General features: G+C 65.6%; 20 protein-coding genes. 10 read left to right on the top strand and 10 right to left on the bottom strand.

What is annotated here, in order from left to right; translation table 11 throughout:
• The first annotated feature begins 249 nt into the window (after nucleotides 1-249).
• The 8 genes from glnE to CCOS865_RS02590 all read left to right on the top strand — a co-directional run bounded on the left by glnE (nucleotide 250) and on the right by CCOS865_RS02590 (nucleotide 10,353).
• On the top strand, nucleotides 250-3,183 hold the full coding sequence (gene glnE, locus CCOS865_RS02555; protein WP_119137613.1) for a bifunctional [glutamate--ammonia ligase]-adenylyl-L-tyrosine phosphorylase/[glutamate--ammonia-ligase] adenylyltransferase: 2,934 nt from the start codon (nucleotides 250-252) through the stop codon (nucleotides 3,181-3,183).
• A gap of 209 nt (nucleotides 3,184-3,392) precedes the next feature.
• Nucleotides 3,393-4,442 carry a lipopolysaccharide heptosyltransferase II gene (waaF, locus tag CCOS865_RS02560; protein WP_119137615.1) on the top strand — a complete coding sequence of 350 codons (1,050 nt, stop codon included), beginning with the start codon at nucleotides 3,393-3,395 and terminating at the stop codon, nucleotides 4,440-4,442.
• Nucleotides 4,443-5,501, top strand: coding sequence for a lipopolysaccharide heptosyltransferase I (waaC, locus tag CCOS865_RS02565; RefSeq protein ID WP_119137617.1), 1,059 nt, complete (start codon nucleotides 4,443-4,445; stop codon nucleotides 5,499-5,501). It begins immediately after the preceding gene.
• Entirely contained in the window at nucleotides 5,501-6,625 is a 1,125-nt protein-coding gene (locus tag CCOS865_RS02570; RefSeq protein ID WP_119137619.1) for a glycosyltransferase family 4 protein, read from the top strand. The genes waaC and CCOS865_RS02570 overlap by 1 nt, the downstream gene beginning before the upstream one ends.
• The gene (gene rfaP, locus CCOS865_RS02575; protein WP_119137621.1) at nucleotides 6,622-7,428 is read left to right on the top strand and encodes a lipopolysaccharide core heptose(I) kinase RfaP; all 807 of its coding nucleotides are present in this window, start codon (nucleotides 6,622-6,624) and stop codon (nucleotides 7,426-7,428) included. The genes CCOS865_RS02570 and rfaP overlap by 4 nt, the downstream gene beginning before the upstream one ends.
• Nucleotides 7,428-8,162 (top strand): lipopolysaccharide kinase InaA family protein, encoded by a 735-nt coding sequence (locus CCOS865_RS02580; RefSeq protein WP_119137623.1) that lies wholly within the window; start codon nucleotides 7,428-7,430, stop codon nucleotides 8,160-8,162. Before rfaP ends, CCOS865_RS02580 begins: the two co-directional genes overlap by 1 nt.
• The gene (locus CCOS865_RS02585) at nucleotides 8,159-8,911 is read left to right on the top strand and encodes a lipopolysaccharide kinase InaA family protein (protein WP_119137625.1); all 753 of its coding nucleotides are present in this window, start codon (nucleotides 8,159-8,161) and stop codon (nucleotides 8,909-8,911) included. Before CCOS865_RS02580 ends, CCOS865_RS02585 begins: the two co-directional genes overlap by 4 nt.
• Complete coding sequence (locus tag CCOS865_RS02590; protein ID WP_119137627.1) at nucleotides 8,911-10,353, top strand: lipopolysaccharide kinase InaA family protein; 1,443 nt, start codon at nucleotides 8,911-8,913, stop codon at nucleotides 10,351-10,353. The genes CCOS865_RS02585 and CCOS865_RS02590 overlap by 1 nt, the downstream gene beginning before the upstream one ends.
• Here CCOS865_RS02590 and CCOS865_RS02595 read toward each other — a convergent pair.
• The 8 genes from CCOS865_RS02595 to CCOS865_RS02625 form a co-directional block, all read right to left on the bottom strand.
• The gene (locus CCOS865_RS02595) at nucleotides 10,326-13,337 is read right to left on the bottom strand and encodes a dermonecrotic toxin domain-containing protein (protein WP_119137628.1); all 3,012 of its coding nucleotides are present in this window, start codon (nucleotides 13,335-13,337) and stop codon (nucleotides 10,326-10,328) included. The two genes, CCOS865_RS02590 and CCOS865_RS02595, sit on opposite strands and share 28 nt — an antisense overlap.
• A gap of 71 nt (nucleotides 13,338-13,408) precedes the next feature.
• Nucleotides 13,409-13,585 carry a DUF4175 domain-containing protein gene (locus CCOS865_RS28015; RefSeq protein WP_147406485.1) on the bottom strand — a complete coding sequence of 59 codons (177 nt, stop codon included), beginning with the start codon at nucleotides 13,583-13,585 and terminating at the stop codon, nucleotides 13,409-13,411.
• Nucleotides 13,582-14,694, bottom strand: coding sequence for a PepSY-associated TM helix domain-containing protein (locus tag CCOS865_RS02600; RefSeq protein WP_119137630.1), 1,113 nt, complete (start codon nucleotides 14,692-14,694; stop codon nucleotides 13,582-13,584). Before CCOS865_RS02600 ends, CCOS865_RS28015 begins: the two co-directional genes overlap by 4 nt.
• 181 nt (nucleotides 14,695-14,875) lie before the next feature.
• Complete coding sequence (locus CCOS865_RS02605; RefSeq protein ID WP_119137632.1) at nucleotides 14,876-17,293, bottom strand: TonB-dependent receptor; 2,418 nt, start codon at nucleotides 17,291-17,293, stop codon at nucleotides 14,876-14,878.
• Between the two features lie 148 nt (nucleotides 17,294-17,441).
• A complete protein-coding gene (locus CCOS865_RS02610) occupies nucleotides 17,442-18,398 on the bottom strand; it encodes a FecR domain-containing protein (protein ID WP_119137634.1) in 957 nt (318 codons plus the stop codon).
• Nucleotides 18,395-18,913 (bottom strand): RNA polymerase sigma factor, encoded by a 519-nt coding sequence (locus tag CCOS865_RS02615; RefSeq protein ID WP_119137636.1) that lies wholly within the window; start codon nucleotides 18,911-18,913, stop codon nucleotides 18,395-18,397. Before CCOS865_RS02615 ends, CCOS865_RS02610 begins: the two co-directional genes overlap by 4 nt.
• A gap of 100 nt (nucleotides 18,914-19,013) precedes the next feature.
• A complete protein-coding gene (locus CCOS865_RS02620; RefSeq protein ID WP_119137638.1) occupies nucleotides 19,014-19,724 on the bottom strand; it encodes a 3'-5' exonuclease in 711 nt (236 codons plus the stop codon).
• Nucleotides 19,721-21,658 (bottom strand): putative nucleotidyltransferase substrate binding domain-containing protein, encoded by a 1,938-nt coding sequence (locus tag CCOS865_RS02625; RefSeq protein WP_119137640.1) that lies wholly within the window; start codon nucleotides 21,656-21,658, stop codon nucleotides 19,721-19,723. The genes CCOS865_RS02620 and CCOS865_RS02625 overlap by 4 nt, the downstream gene beginning before the upstream one ends.
• Before the next feature lie 241 nt (nucleotides 21,659-21,899).
• Here CCOS865_RS02625 and CCOS865_RS02630 point away from each other — a divergent pair, with 241 nt between their 5' ends.
• Nucleotides 21,900-22,343, top strand: coding sequence for a response regulator (locus CCOS865_RS02630; RefSeq protein WP_119137642.1), 444 nt, complete (start codon nucleotides 21,900-21,902; stop codon nucleotides 22,341-22,343).
• 113 nt (nucleotides 22,344-22,456) lie between these two features.
• Here CCOS865_RS02630 and CCOS865_RS02635 read toward each other — a convergent pair whose 3' ends face one another.
• Nucleotides 22,457-24,634 (bottom strand): malate synthase G, encoded by a 2,178-nt coding sequence (locus CCOS865_RS02635; RefSeq protein ID WP_119137644.1) that lies wholly within the window; start codon nucleotides 24,632-24,634, stop codon nucleotides 22,457-22,459.
• 449 nt (nucleotides 24,635-25,083) lie between these two features.
• Between CCOS865_RS02635 and CCOS865_RS02640 the strand changes: the two genes are divergently transcribed.
• A complete protein-coding gene (locus CCOS865_RS02640) occupies nucleotides 25,084-25,602 on the top strand; it encodes a glycine cleavage system transcriptional repressor (RefSeq protein ID WP_119137646.1) in 519 nt (172 codons plus the stop codon).
• 311 nt (nucleotides 25,603-25,913) lie between these two features.
• Here CCOS865_RS02640 and rarD read toward each other — a convergent pair whose 3' ends face one another.
• A complete protein-coding gene (rarD, locus tag CCOS865_RS02645) occupies nucleotides 25,914-26,801 on the bottom strand; it encodes an EamA family transporter RarD (protein ID WP_119137648.1) in 888 nt (295 codons plus the stop codon).
• Between the last annotated feature and the right edge of the window lie 44 nt (nucleotides 26,802-26,845).

Below are 26,845 nucleotides of genomic sequence, written 5' to 3' on the forward strand. Positions count from 1 at the left end.
CATTTCATGCTTTTACACGGTCGGGGTAGTAGTAATACTACAGAAATGCGGCGTTTGGTCGCACCTCGGGTTGTGGGGAAAAACGTTCATGTTGGTTGCCGGTGTGTTCGAGGCGGGTGATTTGAGATGATTCTTGCCAACGATTCGAGTGTTTCAGCTATTTCCAACTTTTGTATGACAGTCCAACCGGGGTCCCGCACCGCCGCGACCGCATTCAGCCCTCTCTTTCACGCCGATCAAGGATAGTCCATGCGCCTGCCTTTGCCGCTCGATCTGCCTGCCGCCCTGCAACCACTGGTCGCCCGCAACCAGCAGATCCTGGGCGACGCCGTCACCCTTCACGCCGAGCTCGACCTGCAAACGCTGAGCGCGCTTCATCGCCAGCAGTTCGATCAGGTGGCGGCGGCCAGTGACTTTGTCCTGGGCCAGGCCCAGCGTGAACCGGCTGTGCTGTTCGAGCTGCTCGGCAGTGGTGAGCTGGAGCGGGCGTACGCCCCCGGTGAGCTGTGCGCGCAGATTGCGGCGGTGGCCCAGGCGGCGCAGAGCGAAGAGGAGCTGGCGCGCAACCTGCGCCGCGCGCGCAACCGCCAGCAACTGCGGATCATCTGGCGCGACCTGACCCGCCAGGCGGCGCTCGGCGAAACCTGCCGCGACCTTTCAGACCTGGCCGATGCCAGCATCGACCAGGCTTATCAGTGGCTGTACCCGCGCCATTGCCAGCAGTTCGGTACGCCGATCGGCCACCGCAGCGGTGAGGCGCAGCACATGGTCGTGCTGGGCATGGGCAAGCTCGGCGCCGTCGAGCTGAACCTGTCGTCTGACATCGACCTGATCTTCGCCTACCCCGAGGGCGGCGAGACCGAAGGGGTCAAGCGTTCGCTGGACAACCAGGAGTTCTTTACTCGCCTGGGCCAGCGCCTGATCAAGGCGCTCGACCCAGTGACCGTCGACGGCTTCGTGTTTCGCGTCGACATGCGCCTGCGCCCGTACGGCTCGGCCGGCGCCCTGGTGTTGTCGTTCAATGCGCTCGAGCAGTATTACCAGGACCAGGGCCGTGACTGGGAACGCTACGCCATGATCAAGGCGCGGGTGGTGGCCGGTGACCAGGCCGCCGGCGCCCAGTTGCAGGAGATGCTGCGCCCGTTCGTGTACCGCCGGTACCTGGACTTCTCGGCGATCGAAGCGCTGCGCACCATGAAGCAGCTGATCCAGCAGGAAGTCCGCCGCAAGGGCATGGCCGACAACATCAAGCTGGGCGCGGGCGGCATCCGCGAAGTCGAGTTCATCGCCCAGGCGTTCCAGCTGATCCATGGCGGGCGCGACCTGAGCCTGCAGCAGCGGCCGTTGCTCAAGGTCCTCGCCACCCTCGAAGGGCAGGGCTACCTGCCGCCGGCGGTGGTCGCCGAGCTGCGCGAGGGTTATGAGTTCCTGCGGTACACCGAGCACGCCATCCAGGCCATCGCCGACCGCCAGACACAGATGCTCCCGGAAGACGAGACCGACCGCGCCCGTGTTGCCTTCATGCTCGGCTTTGCCGACTGGAGCAGCTTCCACGAGCAACTGATGTACTGGCGTGGGCGCATCGACTGGCATTTCCGCCAGGTGATCGCCGACCCGGATGAGGACGAAGGCGAAGGTGAGCTGGTGGTCGGCGGCGAGTGGTCGCCGTTGTGGGAGCAGGCGCAGGATGAAGAGGCGGCCTGCCGTCAGCTGGAGGAGGCGGGTTTCCGGCAGCCTGCCGATGCCCTGCGCCGGTTGGCCGGGTTGCGCGCCAGCCCGCAGTTGCGCTCGATGCAGCGCCTGGGCCGTGAGCGGCTCGATGCGTTCATCCCACGGCTGCTGGCCCAGGCGGTCGAACACGCCAACCCTGACCTGGTACTGGAGCGGGTGTTGCCGCTGGTCGAGGCCGTGGCGCGGCGTTCGGCGTACCTGGTGCTGCTGACTGAAAACCCTGGCGCGCTGCGCCGGCTGCTGACGCTGTGCGCCGCCAGCCCGTGGATCGCCGAGCAGATCGCCCGCTACCCGCTGCTGCTCGACGAACTGCTCAACGAAGGCCGGCTGTTCAGCCCGCCGCTGGCGCCGGAGCTGGCCTCTGAGCTGCGTGAACGGCTGACGCGGATCCCCGAGGATGACCTCGAGCAGCAGATGGAGGCCCTGCGCCACTTCAAGCTGGCGCACAGCCTGCGGGTGGCCGCCTCGGAAATCAGCGGCAACCTGCCCTTGATGAAAGTCAGCGACTATTTGACCTGGCTCGCCGAAGCGATCCTCGACCAGGTGCTGGCCCTGGCCTGGCGTCAGACCGTGGCGCGCCATGGCCAGCCCAGGCGCAGCGACGGCAGCCCTTGCGACCCGGACTTCATCATCGTCGGCTACGGCAAGGTCGGCGGCATCGAGCTGGGCCATGGTTCGGACCTCGACCTGGTGTTCATCCACGACGGCGACCTGCATGCCGAAACCGACGGCGCCAAGCCGATCGACAGCGCGCAGTTCTTCACCCGCCTGGGCCAGCGGATCATTCACCTGCTGACCACCCAGACCAACTCCGGCCAGCTGTATGACGTCGACATGCGCCTGCGCCCGTCGGGGGCTTCGGGGCTGTTGGTCAGCTCACTGGGGGCGTTCGAGCGTTACCAGCAGGCCGAGGCCTGGACCTGGGAGCACCAGGCACTGGTGCGCGCACGGGTACTGGTCGGCTGCAAGCAGGTGACCACGGCCTTCGAGGCGGTGCGCGCGCAGGTCCTGGGGCAGGCCCGTGACCTGGATAAACTGCGGGTGGACGTCAGCGAGATGCGCGCCAAGATGCGCGACAACCTGGGCACCAAGCTGACCGTCGCCGGCACCGGCGCCAATGCCTTCGACGCGGGCGTGCCGTTCGACATCAAGCAGGATGCCGGCGGTATCGTCGACATCGAGTTCATGGTCCAGTACGCCGCGCTGGCCTGGTCGCACGATCACCCGGCGCTGCTGCGCTGGACCGACAATATCCGCATTCTCGAAGAGCTCGAGCAGGCCGGGCTGCTGCCTGCCAGCGATGCGGTATTGTTGCGCGAGGTGTACAAGGCGTTCCGCTCGGCGTCGCACCGCCAGGCCTTGCAGAAGCAGGCCGGGGTGATCGACGCCGCGCAGTTCGCCGACGAGCGCCGAGAGGTGCGGCGGATCTGGGCCCAACTTGGCTTGAATTGAGCGTTCAGGGCGACGATTGGGCGCCAGTGGTACACTGCACGCCACATAGCCTGAATATAAAGAGGGGAGGCCATCTGGATGGCCTGCACTGAACTCTGTAGGAGCGGGTTTACCCGCGAATGCGTCGGTGAACCCACTATCGCATTCGCGGGTGAACCCGCTCCCACAGGGGGCCAAGTACAGCCTTCCCGAGCGTTCCTGGACAAAGCATGAGAATACTGATCATTGGCCCCAGCTGGGTCGGCGACATGGTAATGGCGCAGACCCTGTTCCAGTGCCTGAAGCAGCAGCACCCCGATTGCGTGATCGACGTGCTGGCCCCCGAGTGGAGCCGGCCGATCCTCGAGCGCATGCCCGAGGTGCGTCAGGCGCTGAGTTTCCCGCTCGGCCATGGCGCGCTGGAGCTGGCCACGCGCCGGCGCATCGGCAAGTCCCTGGCCGGCCAGTACGACCAGGCCATCCTGTTGCCCAACTCGCTGAAGTCGGCGCTGGTGCCGTACTTCGCCGGGATCCCCAAGCGCACCGGCTGGCGCGGCGAGATGCGCTACCTGCTGCTCAACGACGTGCGCAAGCTGGACAAGGCGCGTTACCCGCTGATGATCGAGCGCTTCATGGCCTTGGCCTACGCGCCGGGCGCCGAGCTGCCCAAGCCTTACCCGCAGCCGAGCCTGCAGATCGAAGCGCCGAGCCGTGACGCGGCCCTGGCCAAGTTCGGCCTGGCGCTGGACCGGCCGGTGCTGGCGCTGTGCCCGGGCGCCGAGTTCGGCGAAGCCAAGCGCTGGCCGGCCGAGCACTACGCTGAAGTGGCCGACGCGATGATCCGCCAGGGCTGGCAGGTGTGGCTGTTCGGCTCGAAGAAAGACCACCCGGTGGGTGAGTCGATCCGCGAGCGGCTGATCCCCGGCCTGCGTGAAGAGTCGAGCAACCTGGCTGGTGAAACCTCGATGGCCGAGGCCATCGACCTGATGTCCTGCGCCGACGCGGTGGTGTCCAACGATTCTGGCCTGATGCACGTCGCCGCAGCGCTGAACCGCCCGCTGGTGGCGGTCTACGGCTCGACCTCGCCAGGCTTCACGCCGCCCTTGGCCGACCAGGTCGAGGTGGTGCGCCTGGGCCTGGAGTGCAGCCCGTGCTTCGACCGCACCTGCCGCTTCGGCCACTACAACTGCCTGCGCCTGCTCGAGCCTGGCAAGGTCATCGCCGCGCTGCAGCACCTGGCCGGGCCGAACCTGATCGATGTCACGGCAGAGGTCGACTAAGTGCGGGTCCTGATCATCAAGACGTCTTCGCTGGGGGATGTGATCCACACCCTGCCGGCGCTCACCGATGCCGCCCACGCCATCCCCGGGATCCGTTTCGACTGGGTGGTGGAGGAGGGCTTTGCCGAGATCCCGAGCTGGCACCCGGCGGTCGACCAGGTCATCCCGGTGGCCATCCGGCGCTGGCGCAAGAACCTCTGGCAGACCCTCAAGAGTGGCGAGTGGAAGGCCTTCAAACAGCGCGTCCGGGCACACAAATACGACCTGGTGATCGACGCCCAGGGCTTGCTCAAGTCGGCCTGGCTGACCCGCTACGTCAAGGCACCGGTGGCCGGCCTGGACCGTTATTCGGCACGTGAGGGGCTGTCCAGCCGCTTCTATGACCGGCCACTCTCGGTCGCCGTCGGCCAGCACGCGGTAGAGCGCGTGCGCCAGCTGTTCGCGCTGGCCCTGGCCTACGACCTGCCCGAGGGCCTCGGCGACTACGGCCTGGACCTCGAGCGCCTGCAGCTGCCGCCGACCAAGCCCTACGTGGTGTTCCTGCATGGCACCACCTGGGCTACCAAGCACTGGCCCGAGGCCTACTGGCGTGAGCTCGCCGAGCGCATGGGCCGGCGCAACCTGCAGGTGTGCCTGCCGTGGGGCAACCCGGCCGAAAAAGAACGTGCCGAGCGCATCGCCCAGGGCTTGAAGAACTGCCAGGTACTGCCCAAATTGAACCTGGCCGGGGTCGCCCGCGTGCTGGCCGCGGCCAAGGCCTGCGTGGCGGTGGACACTGGCCTCGGCCACCTGGCCGCCGCGCTGGATGTGCCGACCATCTCCCTGTTTGGCCCCACCAACCCTGGTTTGACCGGCGCCTATGGACGTGTCCAGGTCCACCAGGCGAGCGACTTCCCCTGCGCGCCCTGCCTGCAGAAGAAGTGCACCTATAAACCGAGCGCCGAGGACCTGCGCCGGTTCGATCTCAAACGCGAGTGGCCACTGTGCTTCACTCGCCTGAATCCCGAGCATGTGGCGAGCCGCTTGAGCGCGTTGCTGCTGGCTGAGGATGTTCGTTGATGCAACTGGCTTTCGTGCTTTACAAATACTTCCCCTTCGGCGGGCTGCAGCGTGACTTCATGCGCATTGCGCTGGAGTGCCAGCAGCGCGGCCACCAGATCCGCGTCTACACGCTGATCTGGGAAGGTGACATCCCGCCGGGCTTCGAAGTGCTGGTGGCGCCGGTCAAGGCGCTGTTCAACCACCGCCGTAACGAGAAGCTCAGCGCCTGGATGGCCGAAGACCTGGCCAAGCGCCCGGTCGACCGCCTGATCGGCTTCAACAAGATGCCCGGCCTGGACGTCTACTACGCCGCCGATGGCTGCTTTGAAGACAAGGCGCAAACCCTGCGTGGCGGCCTTTACCGCCGCTGGGGCCGCTACCGGCACTTCGCCGAGTACGAGCGCGCGGTGTTCGCCAAGGATGCCCGTACCGAGATCCTGATGATCTCCGAAGTGCAGCAGCCGCTGTTCATCAAGCACTACGACACCCCAGTGGAACGCTTCCACCTGCTGCCGCCGGGCATTTCCCAGGACCGTCGCGCGCCGGCCAATGCGGCCGAGATCCGCGCCGAGTTCCGCAAGGAATTCAACCTCGGCGAAGACGACCTGCTGCTGGTGCAGATCGGCTCGGGGTTCAAGACCAAGGGCGTCGACCGCAGCCTCAAGGCCCTGGCCGCCCTGCCGTCGGCCCTGCGCAAGCGCACCCGGCTGATGGTCATCGGCCAGGACGACCCCAAGGTGTTCCAGCTGCAGAGCGCGACCCTGGGGCTGACCGATCAGGTGCAGTTCCTCAAGGGCCGCAGTGATATCCCGCGGTTCCTGCTCGGCGCCGACCTGCTGATCCACCCGGCGTACAACGAAAACACCGGCACGGTGTTGCTCGAAGCGCTGGTCGCCGGCCTGCCGGTGCTGGTGTCGCAGGTCTGTGGCTATGCCCATTACATCGCCGAGGCCGATAGTGGCCTGGTGCTCGACGAGCCGTTCGAGCAGGAGCAGCTCAACCGCTACCTGCAGCGCATCCTCGAAGACGACGCGGGCCGCGCCGCCTGGTCGCGCAATGGCCTGGCGTTTGCCGACAGCGCCGACCTGTATAGCATGCCGCAGCATGCCGCCGATGTGATCCTCAAGCAGGAGCGCGCATGAAGCTGATACTGGCTGAACCGTTCAAACGCCTGTGGGCCGGGCGCGATGCCTTCGAGGCCGCCGAGCAGCTGCAAGGCGAGGTGTTCCGCGAGCTCGAAGGCCGCCGCACGCTGCGCACCGAGGTCGAGGGCGAGGGTTACTTCGTCAAGATCCACCGCGGCATCGGCTGGGGCGAGATCTTCAAGAACCTGCTCACGGCCAAGCTGCCAGTGCTCGGTGCCGGCCAGGAATGGCGGGCTATCCAGCGCCTGCATGAGGTGGGCGTGCCGACCATGACCGCCGTGGCTTACGGCGAGCGTGGCAGCAACCCGGCCAGCCAGCACTCGTTCATCGTCACCGAAGAGCTGGCGCCGACCATCAGCCTGGAAGACTTCAGCCTCGACTGGGTCCGCCAGCCGCCGCAGCCGCGCCTCAAGCGCGCACTGATCGGCGAAGTGGCGAAGATGACCGGCGGCATGCACCGCGCCGGGGTCAACCACCGCGACTGCTACATCTGCCACTTCCTGCTGCACACCGACCGGCCGGTGACGGCCGACGACTTCAAGCTCTCGGTGATCGACCTGCACCGCGCGCAGACCCGTGCCAGCATCAGCCGCCGCTGGCGCGACAAGGACCTCGCCGCACTGTACTTCTCGGCGCTGGACATCGGCCTGACCCGGCGTGACAAGCTGCGCTTCCTGCGCGGCTACTTCCAGCAGCCGCTGCGCCAGATCCTGGCCGAAGAAGCGACGCTGCTCGCCTGGCTCGAAGGCAAGGCGCAGAAGCTCTACGAGCGCAAGCTGCGTTACGGGGATGCGCTCTGATGGCGGGCTGGACACTGGCGCCAGGCTATGAAGCGCTGGCGGCGGATTTCGGCAGCCTCGACGCGGTATTCGCCATCGAGGGCGAACGCCTCACCAGCGACCCGCTCAGCGAGGTCGTGCGGATCCAGCGCGACGGCGTCTACTACTACGTCAAACGCTACACGGCCGCTGGCAAGCACATGCGCCGCTACCTTGGGCGCCCGCGGATCAAGGCCGAATGGCAGAACCTCAAGCAGTTCGCCAAGTGGGGCATCCCCACCGCCGAAGTGGTCGCCTGGGGCCTGGAGCGCAAGGGCCTGGCGTTTGGCCGCGGGGCCATGGTCACCCGGGAGCTGCCGCGCACCGAGGACCTCTCCGAGCTGGCCAAACGCAATGATCCGCGCCTGGCCGACCGCGCCTGGGTCGATCACATCAGCCGCCAGCTGGCCCGCCACACCCGGGTCATGCATGACCACCACTTTACCCACAACGACCTGAAGTGGCGCAACCTGCTGGTCGACGACCAGGGCACGCTATTCTTCATCGACTGCCCGACCGGCGACTTCTGGCGCGGCTTCATGCTCCGCCATCGGGTCATCAAGGACCTGGCGTGCCTGGACAAGGTCGCCAAGTATCACCTGTCGGCCACCCAGCGCCTGCGCTTCTACCTGCAGTACCGCGGGCACGCGCGGCTCAATGCGCATGACAAGCAGCGGGTGCGTGAAGTCGTACGCTTTTTCGAGGGAAGGGAATGACCGATTACCTGGCCAGCAGCGACCTTGCGCTGCTGCAACGCCACGGCTTGAACGATTTCGAGGCGCTGTGGGCGCTGCAGCTCGATGCCGTGGACGAACCGAACACCGGCCGCGGTGGCTGGAGCAGCGTCTATCGCCTGGAACTCGAGGGCAAGGGCTACTACCTCAAGCGCCAGAGCGACTACCTCACGCGCACCTTGCACCGCCCGTTCGGCGAGCCGACCTTTGCCCGTGAGTTTCGTAACATCAGCCGCTACCAGAAGCTGAAGATCCCGGCCTTGCAGGCGGTGTTCTATGGCGAGCGCAAGAGCAAGGGCCAGCACCGGGCGATCCTCATGACCCGCGCGCTGGACGACTGGACCGACCTCGACCTGCTACTGGGGCAATGGCCGCAACTGGCCGCGGAAAAACGCCTGGGGATTCTCCAGGCCTGCGGTCGCCTGGGGCGCACCCTGCACGCGGCCGGCCAGGTGCACGGCTGCTTCTATCCCAAGCACATCTTCCTGCGTGAACGGCGTGAAGGCTGGCAGGCGCAGTTGATCGACCTGGAGAAGACCCGCCCGCTGCTGCTGGGCATGCGCGACCGCCTCAAGGACCTCGAGCCGCTGCTACGCCGCGCTCGCGCCTGGAGCGAAGGCGATGTGCGCAGCCTGCTGGCGGCCTACCTGGAGCAGCCGGCCGACAGCACGCTGGTGACTACCTGGGTGCAGCGCCTGGTGCGCCGCCGTCGTGAAAAAGAGGCCCGTTGATGCGTTTGTCCGAACTGAAAGACGCCGGGCGCAGCCCGAGCCTGCCACTGAGCGTGACCCTCGCCGACGCCGCCGGCAGTGCCGAGCTGCAACTGCTCAGCCTGCTGCGCGTGCTGCCGGGCCAGCGCTATGTCGGTGCCGGGGTCTGGCGCGGCACGCCGGTGCTGGCCAAGCTGCTGGTCGGCAGCAATGCCGCCCGGCATTTCCAGCGTGAGCTGGACGGCGTCAAGCTGATCGCCGCGCAAGGCCTGACCACCCCGCAACTGCTCGCCGACGGCCTCAAGGAAGGCGAGGGCGGCTGGTTGCTGTTCGAGTTGCTCGAAGGGGCCGAAAGCCTGGGCGATGCCTGGGCCGAGGTCGAAGCCTTGCCTGCCCTCGCCGATGAGCAGCAGGCGGTGCTGGGCGAGGCGCTGAGCGCCGTCGCCCGGATGCACGCCAAGGGCCTGTGGCAAGCCGACCTGCACCTGGACAACCTGCTGCGCCATGGCGGCCAGTTGTACCTGATCGACGGCGCGGGGATCAAAAGCGAAACGCCTGGGCAAAACCTCTCGCGCCAGCGCGTGCTGGAAAACCTCGGGGTGTTCTTCGCCCAGTTGCCCAAGCGCCTGGAGCCGTTCATCGAAGAGCTGCTGGTGCATTACCTGTTGGCCAATGGCGAGCACGCGTTGCCCCTCGAAGCCCTGCTGAAGCAGGTCGACAAGGTGCGCGCCTGGCGCCTCAAGGACTACCTGGACAAGGCCGGCCGCGAGTGCACCCTGTTCAGCGTGCAGCGCAGCCTGTCGGGCTTGCGGGCGATCCGCCGGCCCGAGGTGGCGGCGATGCTGCCGGTGCTGGAGCAGGCCGACACGCTGATCGACCAGGGCCATCTGTTCAAGACCGGCGGCGCCGCCAGCGTCGCGCGGGTCGAAGTGGGCGGCCGCACCCTGGTGCTCAAGCGCTACAACATCAAGAACACCGCGCACTGGTTCAAACGCTTCTGGCGCCCGAGCCGGGCGTGGCATTCGTGGATCGAAGGGCATCGCCTGGCGTTTCTCGATATCGCCACGCCAACCCCGCTGGCGGTGCTCGAGCAACGCGTGATGGGCCTGCGCAGCCGTGCCTACCTGGTCACCGAGTATGCCGATGGGCCCGACCTGATCGAGTGCTTCAAGCCCTATGTCGACAGCGGCGAGGCGCCAGAAGCGCAACTGCAGGCGTTGGTCCACCTGATGCAGCAGCTGATCCGCGAGCGCATCAGCCACGGCGACATGAAAGGCCACAACCTGTTCTGGCAGAACGGCCAGTGGTCGCTGATCGACCTCGATGCCATGTGCCAGCACGCCACCCAGCTCAGTTTCGCCGCGGCCTATTCCCGCGACCGGGCACGGATGCTGCGTAACTGGCCGAGTGGCAGTGCCCTGTATCAGCGCGTCGATCAGCTGCTGCCGCGGCTTACCGAGTAGTCGCTCGGCAGCGCCAGCCAGTTGCTGCTGCGGGCGGTCTGGCGCACGCGGATGCGCCATTGGCCGTCCTGCCGACGCAGCACCGCCCAGGCGGGCACGGCGCCGCGCAAGGTCGGCGGCAGCACCAGGTGATAGTGGCCCGGCAGCAGATGCCGGCGCACGGGCAGTTGATGGGTGCGCAGCTGCAGGTAGAGCGCGCTGTCGTGCTCGAACAGGTCGGCATCGGCTTCGACCGCGCTGCCGGGGAGCGCAGCCGCCAGGCGGCAGTCGTCCAGCAGTTGCTGGATATCCGGCAGCCCGTCGTGCCAGAGCAGCGGCGAGTCGATGACCCAGCGGCCATCCTGGCAGCGCTTGATGGGCAACTGCAGATAAGCATTGGGCAACTGCGGGTCGCTCACCCGCCAGCGCTGCCCGTCAAAGCCGACATTGAAGAAGCGCCCCTGGATATCCCTCACGTAATACTGCGTCAGGCCCGAGCTCGCTGAGGTCTTTTCATAGACTGCCTCGCCATGGACGGCGTCGATCCGATGGCGCAGCCGGGCCACTTCGGGGGTGGCCTCAAGGTGCGCGGGTATGGGCACGGGCGGCGGTTTGGGCAGGCCGCGCATGACCCGGCGCATCAGCCCCGAGCCGGCCATGTCGTTGAGCCCGGCGGTGGCGTGGCCGAGCGCGGCGATGGCGTGGTGCAACGCACCGCTGTGGTCGTCCTGGTCGAACGCCTCGAAGCCGTCCCAGAGGGAAATGCTCATGCGCCCGAAGGCCAGCGCAATCGAACTGGCCTGCGGCAGCACCAGGGTGACCATGTCCAGCAACAGCCTGAGGGTGTTGACCGAGAACTCGCCGAGCAGCTCCTGGTTGCTGCGGGTCACGGCATCGGCCTGGGCCAACAGGCTGTTGACCTCGGCCAGATAGCTGGCGTCGTAGAGGTTGCCGCTGATGGTCTGCAGGGTGATGTGTGAACCCAGGCGACCTCTGAGCAGGAGGCTTTCGATCACCTTGAGGTTGGCCAGTGGCATCCGCTGGAGCACATAGCGGCGCAGCTCGGCATCCTTGCGCACGGCGCGGATCATCGCCCTCGGGTTGGCGTATTCGCGCCAGAAGCGGCGGTCGGGGGCGTCGGGGCAGTAGGTGACGATGCGGTTGGAGTTTTCCGGTGAAACGAGCAGCAATATGCCTTGCAACGTATGCCCTTGAATCAGCATCTGGCGGACGATCACCTGTTGCTCGTTGTAGTGCCGGCGGTTGTCGCTGTCGGGTGACTGGATCACCGTGCTGGCCCAGCCATAGCCTTGCTCGAAGGTGTCGGGGGTAAAGTGCCCGGCGTAGCGCGCCTTGACCGCTTCGGCGTTCATCCGGGCGCGGTTGAGCTGGCCATGCGCCTGGCGCCGCCAGTGGCCGTGGGGCGAGTCGAGCAGTTGCGTGCGCAGGTACGCCTGATAGCCGCTGCCGGCATTCAGGCGGCGAATGATCTGCTTGACCCGCAGTGGGGTCAGCGCCGGCAGGGGCTGGTTGTCGCGCAGGTGGACGCGGGCGGTCAGCCAGTAGTCGACGTCGAACCAGGCGATGTTGAGCAATGCCAGTTCGTCGAGCCGGTAGGTGTGCTTGACCCGCTCGACGGTATCGCCCAGGGTTTGCTGGCTGACGGCGGGGACGTAACCGACGGTACTGCCGATGGGCAGCGGATTGACGATCGGGCCGACCTGCCGCGCCAGGGTCACGGTGATCAGGATGTCTTGCGGGGCGTGGTCCAGGCCAGGCTCACGCTGGAGAAATTCGCCCATGCGTTCGCGTACCCAGTTCAGCAACGAATGCCGCTGGCTGAACTGGGCCAGGGTGAGAATCCCCGGCGCGGCGGCGGCTTCGATCGCGGCTATCTGCTCTTGCATGGCCTGGATGATGTGCGCGACGCCTTGCTGGGACACCGTGCGTAGCCAGTTGGGCAGGTGCTTCTCGAGCAGCAGCCCATAGCGGGTGGCCAACGGCCCTTGGCTGTTGAAGTCGCGCAATACCAGCGCGGTGGCCAAGGTCGCATCGAGGTGTTCGATGTTGCGCTGCAGGCCGCGCGGCCAGGCCTGTTGCCAGAGGTAGGACAGGCGCTTGGTGTGGGCCTCGCGCAGGGCCATCGCCTGGGTCAGGGGGAGGTCTTCGGTGTGCCAGTCATAGCGCAGGCGTTCCGCCTGACGCGCGCGTTGCTGTTGCTCTGGCTCGACCAGCAGCCTGCACAAGGGCGCGCTTTGCTGCGGGTCCTCAAGCCGCTCGCACAGCTCGACATGCAGCGCAGCCAGGCTGTCGAAGGCTTCGATGCCGTGGGCAACGCTGCACAGGATCGCTCGCCCGACCGGCTCGTCAGCCTCCAGCAAGCGCCCTTGCGGGCCTCGCTCGGTGGCGATCAGCACCCCCGGCAGGTGGCTACGCCAGTTCGGTGCGGTGGCCTCGAGCAGGGGGCGATACAGCTGCGGACGGGCGTTTTCCGGCAGGTGCTGGCGTTGCCAGGGGAGGGGCAGTTCGAGGCAGGTCTTGAGCAACTGGGCGTGCTCCGCCGACAAGGTCTGGTCCGTCGTGCGCAAGCGTGTTTCGCTGTCCAGTTGCTCGCGGCGCAGCGAGGCCAGGCGGGCCACGCGGGTCAGCCCTCGCGGGTCGCGTGCTTGCCAGTAGTCCGCCAGCCGCGCATGCAGGCCTTGGCGCAGGGTGGCGCACACACTGGCGATACGTGCGCTGAAATCGCTGGGCAAGCGCAGCAGCGGGTAGTCGGGATGGCTGGCCTGGGCGCCGGCGGGCAGGCGAAAGGGGCCGCCATCGAACAGGTGAAACCCGACCAGCTCAAGCAGGCTGTGGCGGCCCACACGCAGGGTGCGGGCACTGATGTTGGTGCCTGGGAACAACGCGGCGATGCCCAGATCCACGCTGTGTTCGACGCCGGCCAGCGGCGGCATCAATGTGTCGAGTTGGCTGTCCAGCGCCTGCAATTGCTCTAGCGGGGTCATGGTCCGTGTCCTGAGGTGAGGGCGGACCATGCTGCACAGCGGATGCCGGCTGAGGGCGTTACTCTTTTACCTCAGCGCCGCCACAGGCCCCTGATCGCCAGCACTGCCGGAACGCCCAGGGCAAGCCAGGCCAAGCCGTCCCACCCACCGTCGCCGAGCAAGGCGGCGAACAGGCCAACGACACCCAGCGCGGCGATCAACGCGGGCCAGGCAAAAATGCGTCGGGTCGATTGCGCCGAGTGGCTCATGCGCGTGCGCCTCGGGTTTTGCCCTGCTTGCCCCACCACAGGTACAGCCCACTGCCCAGGACGATGATGGTCAGCACGTCGAGCACTGCCCAGAGGATCTGCATCGGTCGCCCGCCGTAGTCGCCGAAGTGCAGTGGCTGCGACAGGCCCAGCGCGTCCATGTACCACGGCCGATCCCCGACCGCGGTGACCTCGAGGGTCCTGGCGTCGATCAGCACCGGCGTGAACAGGTGTGAGGTCAGGTGCGTGGCGCCTTTCATGAACACTGCATAGTGGTGCTCGCTGGAGAAACGGGTGCCGGGGAAGGCGATGAAATCGGCGTGCATGCCTGGCGCGGCCTCGCGGGCGATGCTCAGCAGCTGGCTGGCGGGTGCACGTTCGGTGAGCGGCGGGGCATCGCGGTAGGGCGCAACCATTGCGCTGAGGCTTTCATTGCGCCAGGCGGCGATGACCAGGTCGGACAAGGCGCTGATCACCCCGGTGACGCCGACCACCAGGGCCCAGGTCAGGGTGACGATGCCGATCAGGTTGTGCAGGTCGAGCCAGCGCAGCCGGCGCGACTTGTCGTGGCGGACGGTGGCGAACCGCAGGCGGCGCATGAACGGCGCGTAAAGCACTGTGCCGGAGATGATCGCGAGGATGAACAGTACGCCCATGAGCGCCAGCCAGAGCTTGCCGGCGAGGCCGGCGAACATGTCGACGTGCAGGCGCAGCAAGGTCATCATCAGGCCGCCGTTGGCGGCCGGCATGGCCACGGCTTCACCGGTGCGGGCGTCGAGCATGAAGGTGTGCGAGTCGTTGGGGTCGGTACCGGCGGTGGCTGCAGTAATGGCGATGACGCCGTTGCGCTCGTCCTCGTCGTAGCCGAAGTACTGCATGACTTCGCCGGGGCGATGCTGTTCGGCCTTCAGCACCAGTTGCTGCAGGTCGAGGTGGGGGGTGTCGGCGGGCATCTCGCGCAGTTCAGGGGCGTCGCCGAGCAGGTGTTCCAGCTCGTGGTGGAAGATCAGCGGCAGGCCGGTGAGGGCCAGCAACAACAGGAACAGCGTGCACACCAGGCTGCTCCAGGTGTGGATCACGGACCAGCGGCGGATGGTTTGGCTTTTCATCGCTCGGGCTCTTGTGTCGTCTGCATTGGGGCCGCTGTGCGGCCCTTCGCGGGCAAGCCCGCTCCTACAGGGACCGCGCCAAACATGAGAACGGCGCAGTCCCTGTAGGAGCGGGCTTGCCCGCGAAGGGCTGCAAGGCAGCCCCGGTCACAACTCAGAACTTGTAGTTGACGCTGGCGGGTTAGAATTCTAGCTGGGCAGAAAAGGCCACAGTCCGAGGATCCCCGAGGTAGAAGCTGTTCAGCCAGTATTCCTTGTTGGTCAGGTTGCTGACATTGACACGCAGTGTCAGATCATTTTGGGCGACGTGCATTTTGTAGCGCGCACCGGCGTCGAAGGTCGTGAAGGATGGAAGGCTGGTTCGGTTGGCCTCGTCTGCGTACTGCTTACCGGTATAGAACGCGCCACCGGTTAACGCGAATCCGGGCACCTGGCCGATATCGTACTCGGCATAGACCTTGGCCAGCTGCTTGGCCACGTTGGTTGGCGCATTGCCTTCGTTGGCGGTGATGCTGGTCTTCTTGATCTGCGGATCCAGTAAGGTCATCCCACCCACGACAGTCAATTCGGGCATGACTTTGCCGGTCACGCTGAACTCCAAGCCATTATTTTCCTGGCGGCCATCCTGGGCATAGAAGCCCAGGCTGTTCTTGTAGTTGTTCGGTTTGTCGATGTTGAACAGTGCGAGTGTTACCAGCGTTTCACCGAAGGTTGCCTTGGCACCGATTTCGTACTGCTCACTGACCTGAGGGGCAAGCGCCTGGCCGGCGTTCAGGGCATCGCTGGGCGCCACGCCGCCCGCTTGCAGGCCTTCGATGTAGGTGATGTAGGTGGTCAGCCAGGGCGTTGGCTTGTAGATCAACGACAGGTTGGGCGAGGTTTTGCTCTTGTTGTATTTGGTTTCTGTTTCGGGGGTGCCAAATGCATTGGCATAGACGAACTCGTTCGTGTAGCTCTTGATCTGGGTCTGGGTCACACCCAGGATCGCTGACCATTGCTCGTTGAAGGTGATGATGTCACCCAGCAAGAAGTTGTTGCTTTCTGAGCTGTCGGCGAGGCGCTGATCCCCGTGCCCAATCGAATAGCCGGGTTTGCCGACCTGCGGCTGTTCGCCCAACGGTATGTCGCCGACGGGGGATTGATACTGTGGGCCAGGAAACGGAATGTGGTCGACATATTGTTTGGTCCGCGACGTATTACCTTGGTAGCCGACGGTGACCTTGTGGCCCAGCGGGCCTGTAGCGAACGCAGCGTCCATGAACAGATAACCGGATTTTTCCTCGGTTTCCACGGGCGCGAATGCATAGAGCGGTTGAGAGTAGGTAGTTGCGCTGGTCAGGGTCGGACCTGTGTAGGTGTACTCATCGGTGTACCGCTGCGCGGCAAAGGCTGCCCGCAGCGTGAACGTGTCGTTCAGGCGCCAGTTGGCTCGCACACCTGCCTTGTCGGTCTGGTTGTCGGAGAATGACCAGCGTTGGCTGTAGAGCTTGTCGTTCTTCAAGTCCGAGGCGTCGGGGCGTTGGATGCCTGCCGGAACGAACCAATAGCTGCTCAAGCCGCGGGTCTGGCTTTCCTTGTGCGCAGCGTCGAACTGTATCAACAGGTCGTCGCTGACATTCCAGTCCAATGCCAGGCTGATCATTTGGCGGCGGCGCTTTTGCAGATCGATCGCGGTTTCACCGTCCTGTGTCAGAACGTTCAGTCGATAGGCGAACTTCCCTTGCGAGTCTATCGGCCCGCCGAAATCACCATGCAGGTAATAGTTCTGCCCGCCAGCATTGCCCAAAGTCACGCTGTTGTAGCGTTCATATGTTGGGCGTTTCAAGACGTAGTTGGCCAGCCCGCCTGGTGTGGCGGGCCCATAAAGAAAACCGGTCAGCCCGGTGATGATTTCAAGTTGCTCGGTGTCTTCGATGAAATTGCCTTTGTCGGCACCGTTACTGAACCGCAGGCCATCGTTGGCAATGTTCAGGTTCCCGGAACCGCTGAAGCCGCGCATGCTGACCGCGCTGGCGTAGCCCGCGTTTCTCGGGGCATACAATTGCGTGGCGGGATTGCGTTTGATCACATCGTCTAGCGACGTAGCCAGCGTGTTCTTCAGAAACGCCTGTGATGCAACACTCATGGAGTAGGGCGTATCTTGCAGTTTCATGCCTCCCAGGGCGCCCACGTTGCGGAGGTTTTCAACCCGGTATCCCGATTCGTAACTCCCGTCTTCAAGCGTATTGGCGTTGATACTGGTTTCCGGCAGGGCCAGGCTGCCGTCCGGCGTGGCGACCAGGCTGTAGCTGCCGACGCTGCTCTGCTGCAGTTGCAGGCCGGTACCGCGCAGGGCGGCTTGCAGGGCGCTGCGACCGTCATATTGGCCGCTGACCGGCGCCGAAGTGCGACCGCTGACCAGCGTCGGATCGATGGCCAGGGCGATACCGGCCTGGCTGGCGATCTGGTTGAGGGTGGTGGCCAGCGGCGCGCTCGGCAGATCGTAGGCACGCACGGACTGCTCGGCGGCATGCAGGGCAGGGCTGATCAGCGGAGCGGACAGGGCGATCGCCAGGGCCATCAGGCTCGGACGCAGGAAACAATCAACAGCACGGGACATGCAGCGGCTCCTCGAAGGATAAGTGCTAACTGCTTCCATGCCGGGCGAGAGTTGAAAAGTGACAGGGGCTGTCGAAATTATTTTTCAGGCGGGGTATCTGCTGCGCCTGGGCTTGCCCCGGGAAAAGGCCGGCCCAGGCGCCGCATCGTTACTTGGCGACCACGGTCACCCACCACGGCGTATGCCGCTCGATCTTCACTGGCAGCGCCGGCAGCAGCGAGGCCAGCGCCAGGTCGGTGTCGGTCAGCGGGAAGCTGCCGGTCACGCGCAGGTCGGCGACCTCGTCGGCCACGCCCAGGTGGCCACTGCGGTAGCGCCCCAGCGCTTCGAGCAGATCGGCCAGGCGCACGTTGTCGACCACCAGCATGCCGCGGGTCCAGGCATCGGCACCGGCGGCTACCGGGCCGATCTGGCCCAGGCCATTGGCGTTCATCAGCACCTGCTGGCCTTCGCCGAGGATCTGTTCGTCGCCGCTGTTGGACGGCATCGCCGCCACCTGCGACTGCAGCACTTCGAGGCGCGTGCCGTGGGCTTCGCGCTTGACCAGGAAGCGCGTGCCCAATGGCCGCAGGCGGCCATCGTCGGTGCGCACCAGCAGCGGTCGCAAGTCGGCGTGCCCGGTTTCTACCGAAATCTCGCCCTGGTGCAGGACGATCACCCGTTGCTCACCGGCGAAGTCGATGTCGACCGCGGTGTGCGTGTTCAGGCTCAGCAAGGTGCCGTCTTCCAGGCGCAGGGTGCGCAACTCGCCCGTGCCCGTGCGTTGGTCGGCCAGCCAGTAGCCCGGCGCCAGCGAGCCTGCGCCGACCTGGAGCAGCAGGGCGCCCACCAGCAGCAGCCCGGCCAGGCCACCGCCAAGGGTGCCGACGCGCCTGCGCAGGCTGACCCGCGACTGCAGCAGGGCTTTACGCGCCGGGCCGGCGGCGGCACTGACGCGCTGATCGAGCATGCCCAGCTGGCGCCAGGCGCGCGCATGTTCCTCGCTGGCGGCATGCCAATGGATGAAGGCGCTGCGCTCCTGGGCCGCGTCGGCGCTGTCGTCCAGGCACAGCTTCCAGGCAATCGCCGCATCCAGGACCTTGCTCGAAACGGGTTTGGCGTTCACGTCGGCTGCCCGTACAAGGCGATGTAGCACTGGCGCATGCCCTGGGCGATGTACTGGCGCACGCGCGACACCGAAACGCCCAGCTGCTCGGCGATTTCGGCGTGGCCCATGCCGTCCAGGCGGTTGTGCAGGAAGGCCGCGCGGGCCTTGCTCGACAGCTTGCCGAGCAGGCGGTCGATGGCCTTGAGGTCTTCGAGGACCAGCAGTTGCAGTTCCGGCGAGGGCTGTTCGGCAGTGGGGATCAGCGCCAGCTCGGCCAGGTAGGCCTGCTCCAGCGCAGCGCGGCGAAAATGGTCGAACAACAAGCCCTTGGCCACCGCCACCAGAAACGCCCGCGGCTCACGCGGTGCGGCCAGCTGGTCGCGGCCGAGCAGGCGCACGAAGGTGTCCTGGCTGAGGTCTTCGGCGCGCTGGCGGCAGGTGGTACTGCGCTGCAGCCAGGCCATCAGCCAGCTGCGGTGGTCGCGGTACAGCGCGCCGACCAGGTCGGCGTGTGGGCTTTGCGCAGACGACAAGCAGCGTCCCCCGAAAAAACAATGCGTTAACTAACGATAATTATTCGCGATTGTTGCAGAGGCGGGGTGGGCGGCGCAATCGACGTCTATCGGATAGCCACTACCAACTGTGTAGCTGGGTTTTGCGGCGGCGCCATTGCTGCAGGCGCAGGCTCAGTTGCAGCGGGCTGTCGAGCTGCTGGCGGCGGGCCTGGCTGAGCAGGATCAAGGCCAGCTCGGCGGTGACCTGGGCGTCGGCGCTGGCGTGGTGGCGTTCGCCGACCTGCAAACCGAAGCGGGCGATCCAGTCGTCGAGGCCAGCCTCGCGCAGCACGGTATCGGGGTTGAGCATCGGCGCCAGTTCGGCGACATCGACAAACACCTGCTGCAGGCGGTAGCCGAGGCTGTCCTTGAGGGCACGGGCGAGCATGCGCTGATCGAACGGCGCATGAAACGCCAACACCGGGCTGTCGCCGATGAACTCCATCAGCTCCAGCAGCGCCCCGCCGGGATCACAGCCAGCGGCCAGGGCGTCGGGGCCGAGGCCGTGGATCAGCACGCTGGGGTTGGTCTTCTGCGCGGGGCGGTGCAGGGTGCGTTCGAACTGCTGGCTGAAGTCGATGGCGCCGTCTTCGATCGCCACGGCGCCGATCGACAGCACCTGGTCACGGTTGAGGTTGAGGCCGCTGGTTTCCAGGTCGAGTACCACCCAGCGCTGTTCGCGCAGCGACTGCACGCTCAGCGCGGTGGGCCTGGGCAGTTGCGCCAGGCGCCGGCGCACGTCTTCGTCCAGCGCCGGCGTGGCTGGGCGCAGCCAGGCAAACAGGCTCACAGCTGGTACCGCAGGGTCAGGCTGGCCTGCAGGCGTTGGGCCTGGCGCAGCGACTCGCGCAGGATGCGCCGGTCGAGGTGGTTGAGGGTGTCCGGGTCGAGCCGGTTGGAGTAGGGCAGGTTATCGCGGCTCTGGCGTTGGTGCTGCTGCATGCGGGTCTGCTGGATGAAGTGGTAGGCCTCTTCGAAGGCCGCGCCGTCGAGCGCCTCGATGACGCCCTTGGCGACCAGCTGGCGCAGGCGCTCGAGGGTGTTGCAGGCGGCGATGCCGTTGGCCAGCGCCAGCAGCCGCGCGCCATCGACGAAGGGCGTCAGGCCCTGCACCTTGAGGTCGAGGGTGGCGGCCTTGTCGTTGCCTTGGCGGGTCAGCACGAAGTCACGCAGGCGCCCGACCGGCGGGCGCTGGCGCAGGGCGTTGTCGGCCATCATGCGCTGGAAGATGCGGTTGTCCTGGACCTGCGCGAGCATGCCCTGGCGCAGTTGCTCGCAGGCCTGCTCATCGCCCCAGACCACGCGCAGATCGAAGTAGATGGTCGAGCCGAGCAGGTTCTCCGGGCTGGCCTCGCGGACGAACCCGGCGAAGCGCCGCGCCCACTCGCCGCGTGACAGGCACAGCGCGGGGTTGCCGGCCATGACATTGCCCTGGCACAGGCTGAAGCCGCACTGCGCCAGGCACTGGTTGATGTACTGCGCCAGCGGCAGCAGGCGCTGGCGCACGGCCTCGGCCTCGCGGGCGTCGGCCGCTTCGAAGAGGATGCCGTTGTCCTGGTCGGTGTGCAGGGTCTGCTCGCGCCGGCCTTCGCTGCCAAAGCACAGCCAGCTGAACGGCACGCCGGGGTCGCCGCGCTCGGCCAGCGCCAGCTCGATCACCCGGCACACGGTGTGGTCGTTGAGCAGGGTGATGATCTGGGTGATCTGCGTCGACGAGGCGCCATGGGCGAGCATGCGTTCGACCAGTTGGCCGATTTCGCCGCGCAGCGCCACCAGGGTGTCCAGCCGCGGTGCGTGGCGGATGGTGCGCGCCAGGTGCACCAGGTCGACCCGCTGCAGCGAGAACAGGTCGCGCTCGGAGACCACCCCGCACAGGCGTTGCCTGTCGACCAGGCAGACATGCGCGATATGCCGCTCGGTCATGGCCATGGCGGCGTCGAACGCGCTGGCTTCGGGCGCCAGGTAGAACGGGGCGGCGGTCATGTGCCGGGCGATCGGTGCGCTGAGTTCGGCGCTGGCGTCGGCCACCACCTGGCGCAGGTCGCGCAGGGTGAAGATGCCGATCGGAAAGCGCTGCGGGTCGATGATCACGATGCTGCCGACCTGCTGTTCGTGCATCAGCCCCACGGCCTCGCGCAGCGGCATGTCCGGGCCGCACACCACCGGGTGGCGCATGGCCAGTTCGCCCAGCGGGGTGTTCAGCGAGTACTGGGTGCCGAGGGTTTCCACGGCGCGCTGGCGCACCTGTTGGTTGACCTGGTCGAGCAGGCTGCTGACCCCGCGCAAGGCGAAATCACGAAACACCTCCGACATCGAGAACAGGCGGATGAACGCCGCCTTGTTCAGTTGCAGGCAGAAGGTGTCTTCGACCGCCACGTGCTCGGTGCGCGTGGCACGTTCGCCGAGCAGCGCCGCCAGCGGGAAGCACTCGCCGCTGGCGATCTCGAAGGTGGTCTCCACGCCGGGCTTGCTGACGTGTTGGCGCTCACCGGCGACCCGCCCCTGCTTGACGATGTAGAAGTGCTCGACCGGGCCGTCGGCGGGCTTGATGATGCTCTCGCCGCTGGCGTAGAAACGCAGTTGGCACTGCTCCACCAGGTACGCCAGGTGGCTGTGCTCCATCTGGTTGAACGGCGGGAAGCGCTGCAATAATTGCAGGGTGCCCTGGATGTTCTGCAGAACCGCGGTTCTGCCAGCTTGGCTGTAGGCGTCCTTTTTACTCATGAACTGACCGTATCGCTATGCCGATCTATATATCTCTATCTATATATAGTGATATCGGCCTTTGTTGTTCTCGGACCCCATGGTCGGCTGGCGGCCAGCGTGTGCCCATTGGACGTAAGTCTATGAGTGCACTGGGCCGCTGATCGAGCCCTGCGACGATCAGCATTCCGACGAAAGGCCGACTGCACACCTGAGTGTTTTGCGGTCCTACCCGTGCACCCGATCAGATGACGAGATGACCATGGCTGAGCATGACGAGATCCTGAGTGACGCCGAGCGCGAGGCGTTGGCCATGGTAAGCGCGCCGCTGGCGGCGACCCAGCGGGTGTTGGTGGTGGATGACAATCCGGTCAACAGCGAGGCGCTGTGCATCTACCTGCAGACCAAGGGCGTCGAGTGTGTCACTGCCGACGGCGCGCAGGCGGCGCTGAACAAGCTGCGCAAGGACCCGAGTATCGGCCTGATGATCACCGACCTGCGCATGGAGCCCAAGGATGGCCTGGAGCTGATTCGGCAGATTCGTGAGTCGGAGCGGGCGGCGTTATCGATCATCGTCGTGTCGGGCGACACCGATGTGAAGGAGGCGGTGGACGTGATGCACCTGGGGGTGGTGGACTTCTTGTTGAAACCGGTGGACCTGGGGAGGTTGCTGGAGTTGGTAAGGAAGGAGTTGCGGATCGAGTGAAGGGTTGCCAGACCTGACGCAATCGCGGGCAAGCCCGCTCCTACAGGGATCGCACGATCTAGTAGGAGCGGGCTTGCCCGCGATTGGGCCGCACAGCGGCCCAGGCTTTTAGCTTACAGGCCGTTACGCGCCTTGAACTCGCGGCGACGACGGTGCAAGACCGGCTCGGTATAGCCGTTCGGTTGCTTGGCACCCTCGACAACCAACTCCACCGCCGCCTGGAAGGCCACGTTGTCGTCGAAGTTCGCCGCCATCGGGCGGTACTCGGCATCGCCGGCGTTCTGCTTGTCGACCACCGCCGCCATGCGCTTGAGGCTTTCCACCACCTGCTCCTGGCTGACGATGCCATGGCGCAGCCAGTTGGCCAGCAGCTGCGCGGAAATACGCAGGGTGGCGCGGTCTTCCATCAGGCCGACGTTGTTGATGTCCGGCACCTTCGAGCAACCGACGCCGTGGTCGATCCAGCGCACCACGTAGCCGAGGATGCCCTGGGCGTTGTTGTCCAGCTCGTTGCGGATCTCGTCGGCTGACCAGTTGGTGTCGGCGGCCAGCGGGATGGTCAGGATGTCGTCGACCGATGCTGGCGCACGCTTGGCCAGTTCAGCCTGACGCGCCTGCACGTCGACCTTGTGGTAGTGCAGCGCGTGCAACACGGCTGCGGTCGGCGACGGCACCCAGGCAGTGTTGGCACCGGCCAGCGGGTGAGCGATCTTCTGCTCGAGCATGTCGGCCATCAGGTCGGGCATGGCCCACATCCCTTTGCCGATCTGCGCACGGCCCTGCAGGCCGGTGGCCAGGCCAACGTCGACGTTGTTGTTCTCGTAGGCGCCGATCCACTTCTGGTGCTTCATGGCGCCCTTGCGCACGACGGCGCCGGCTTCCATCGAGGTGTGGATCTCGTCGCCGGTACGGTCGAGGAAGCCGGTGTTGATGAACACCACGCGCTCGGCAGCCGCCTTGATGCAGGCCTTGAGGTTGACCGTGGTGCGGCGCTCCTCGTCCATGATGCCGACCTTCATGGTGTTGCGCGGCATGCCCAGCACGTCTTCGACGCGGCTGAAGATCTCGGCGGCAAAGGCCACTTCTTCAGGGCCGTGCATCTTCGGCTTGACGATGTACACGCTGCCGGTGCGGCTGTTCTTGCGGGTGCTGCTGCCGTTGAGGTTGTGCAGGGCGATCAGGCCGGTGAACAGGCCGTCCTGGATACCTTCGGGGATTTCGTTGCCCTGGGCATCGAGGATCGCCGGGTTGGTCATCAGGTGACCGACGTTACGCACGAACAGCAGCGAGCGACCGTGCAGGGTCACCGTGCCGCCGTTCGGCGCGGCGTACTCGCGGTCCGGGTTCATGGTGCGGGTAAAGGTCTTGCCGCCTTTGCTGACGCTCTCGGCCAGGTCGCCTTTCATCAGGCCCAGCCAGTTGCGGTAGACCACCACCTTGTCGTCGGCGTCGACGGCGGCGACCGAGTCTTCGCAGTCCATGATGGTGGTCAGCGCCGATTCCATCAGGATGTCTTTGACACCGGCGGCGTCGGTGCTGCCGACCGGGGTGCTGGCATCGAATTGGATTTCGAAGTGCAGGCCGTTGTGCTTGAGCAGCACCGAGGTCGGCGCGTTGGCGTCGCCCTGGAAGCCGATCAGTTGAGCGTCGTCACGCAGGCCGCTGTTGCTGCCACCCTTGAGGGCGACGATCAGCTTGCCGGCGTCGATGCGGTAGGCGCTGGCGTCGACGTGCGAGCCGGCAGCCAGTGGTGCGGCTTCGTCGAGGAAGGCGCGGGCGAAGGCGATTACCTTGTCGCCACGGACCTTGTTGTAGCCTTGGCCTTTTTCGGCGCCGCCTGCTTCGCTGATGGCATCGGTGCCGTACAGCGCGTCATACAGCGAACCCCAACGGGCGTTGGCGGCGTTGAGGGCGAAGCGGGCGTTCATCACCGGCACCACCAGCTGTGGGCCGGCCATGCGTGCGATCTCTTCGTCCACGTTCTGCGTGGTGGCCTGGAAATCGGCTACCTGCGGCAGCAGGTAGCCGATTTCCTCGAGGAAAGCCTTGTAGGCGACGGCGTCGTGGGCCTGGCCTTGGCGCGCCTGGTGCCAGGCGTCGATCTGGGCTTGCAGCTGGTCGCGTTTGGCGAGCAGGGCTTTGTTCTTTGGAGCGAGGTCGTTGATGATCTTTTGCGCACCGGCCCAGAACTGCTCGGCGACGATGCCGGTCCCTGGAATGGCTTCGTTGTTGACGAAGTCGTACAGGACCTTGGCGACCTGAAGGCCACCGACTTGAACGTGTTCAGTCATTGCTTGCCTCACTCTGCTCAGCTATTTCGCTCATCGTATTAAGCCTGTAGCGCTTCTCTAAACACGCACCAGTTCGTGCCCAAGGGCGGCTGGGTGCGGCCTGCCAGAAGGGCCGGCGGGCGGGTTGCGTATTTTCACAGGCGCCATGGCAGACATCCAAACGACGTTTTGTAGTCCGCGTCGGGGCATACTACATGAAGCAGCAGGCGGGTGAACATCAGACTAAAAACGTCGTTGCGCGACCCGTTGGTCGCTTAGAGTCAGGCCGGGAAACGGCATGTTCGCAAAAAACAGGGGGATTGTTCCAGATAAATCTTGAAACAGTACACGATTGGTTGTCTGGATTGCCCTGCGGCAGGTTGCCGCGGCTTGCCTATACTGATTCGATCCCCAGGGTTCACGCCTTGTACGGCGGGGCCTGAAGCCGAACCGCAGGAGAGGAGAGCTCAGTGGACCACCTCGTATTGACAGTCATCGCCCCCGACAAGGCCGGGCAGGTCGAGCGCATCGCCCAGTGCATCGCCGAGCATAACGGCAACTGGCTGGAGAGTCGCATGTCGCGCATGGCCGGGCAGTTTGCCGGGATCCTGCGGGTGGCGGTGCCGGCGGAATCCTATGACGATCTGGTGAAGTCGCTTCAGGCGTTGGGCAAATACGATATTCGGGTGCTGATCGCCCAGAGCGGTATCGAGCCTTCCTGTACCTGGAAACCGATCGCCATGGCGCTGGTCGGCAATGATCGGCCGGGCATCGTCCGGGACATTACACGGTTGTTGGCCGAATTGGGGGTAAACCTTGAGCGCTTTACCACCGAGGTGCGGCCCGCGCCGATGAGCAGTGAGCCGCTGTTTCATGCCGATGCGCTGCTGGCGCTGCCGTTGACCTTGTCACTGGACGAACTGCAGAAGCGCCTGGAGGACCTGGCGGACGACCTGATGGTGGAGCTTGAATTGCGGCCCGAGGACTAGGCGGTGTCAGTGCAGGCCTCTTCGCGGGTAAACCCGCTCCCACACGGACAAGTGCCACCACCCTGTGGGAGCGGGTTTACCCGCGAAAAGACCAGCGCAGTTATCCCTGTTTTAAGGGGGTCTGCCTGTGGATAACCTGGGGGCGCTCGCCGCCAGCCCACGCGCACCGAGGCTTGCAGCCAACTGAGCAAAAAACGTCCAGAAATCAGCTGCTTGTGCACAAAGCACGGGGATCAGGGTGTGGATAACCTCTGGAGATGTCTCTACAGGCCACGCCAGCCGTGGCCTGCAGGGTTTTGATCATTTAATGATCAGGCGCGCTTGCGCAGCGACAGCCAGGCATCCACGCTGTACAGCGCCAGGCCCGCCCAGATACATACGAACGCCACCAGGCTGCTCGACGACAGGTGCTCGTTGAACAGCAGCACCGCCTGCAGCAGCACCAGGGTAGGCGCCAGGTACTGCAGGAAGCCCAAGGTGGTGTAGGGCAGGTGCCGCGCCGCCGCGTTGAAGCACACCAGCGGGACCAGGGTCACCGGCCCGGCAGCGATCAGCCAGAGCGCCTCGCTGGTGGTGAAAAAGTCACCCTGGACACTGCTCGCGGTCGGGTTCAGCAGCAACCAGCCAAGCGCCAGCGGCACCAGCATCCAGGTTTCCACCACCAGCCCTGGCAACGCCGCGACCGGCGCCTGCTTGCGGATCAGGCCATAGAAGCCAAACGTCAGCGCCAGCACCAGCGAGATCCACGGCAAACTGCCGACCTGCCACACCTGCTGGGCGACACCCAGCGCCGCCAGCGCCACCGCCAGCCATTGCAGGCGGCGCAGCCGTTCGCCGAGCAGCAGCATGCCGAGCAGCACGTTGACCAACGGGTTGATGTAGTAGCCCAGGCTGGCCTCGAGCATGCGGCCGTTATTGACCGCCCACACGTAGGTCAGCCAATTGCCGGCGATCAACGCCCCGCTCAGGGCCAGGATCGCCAGCCGGCGCGGGTTGTCGCGCAGCTCGCGCCACCAGCCCGGGTGTTTCCAGACCAGCAGCAAGAGCGAACCGAACAGCGCCGACCAGAGCACCCGGTGGACGATGATCTCGACCGCCGGCACACTCTGGATGGCTTTGAAGTACAGCGGGAACAGGCCCCAGATGATGTAGGCCGTAAGGCCCAGAATATACCCGCGACGCGGGTTTGCAGCGTGCATGCAGAATCCTTGCTTAGGTAGCTAAATACAGCGACACCTATTGT

Origin of the sequence: Pseudomonas reidholzensis, assembly GCF_900536025.1 — a bacterium.
Lineage (GTDB): Bacteria > Pseudomonadota > Gammaproteobacteria > Pseudomonadales > Pseudomonadaceae > Aquipseudomonas > Aquipseudomonas reidholzensis.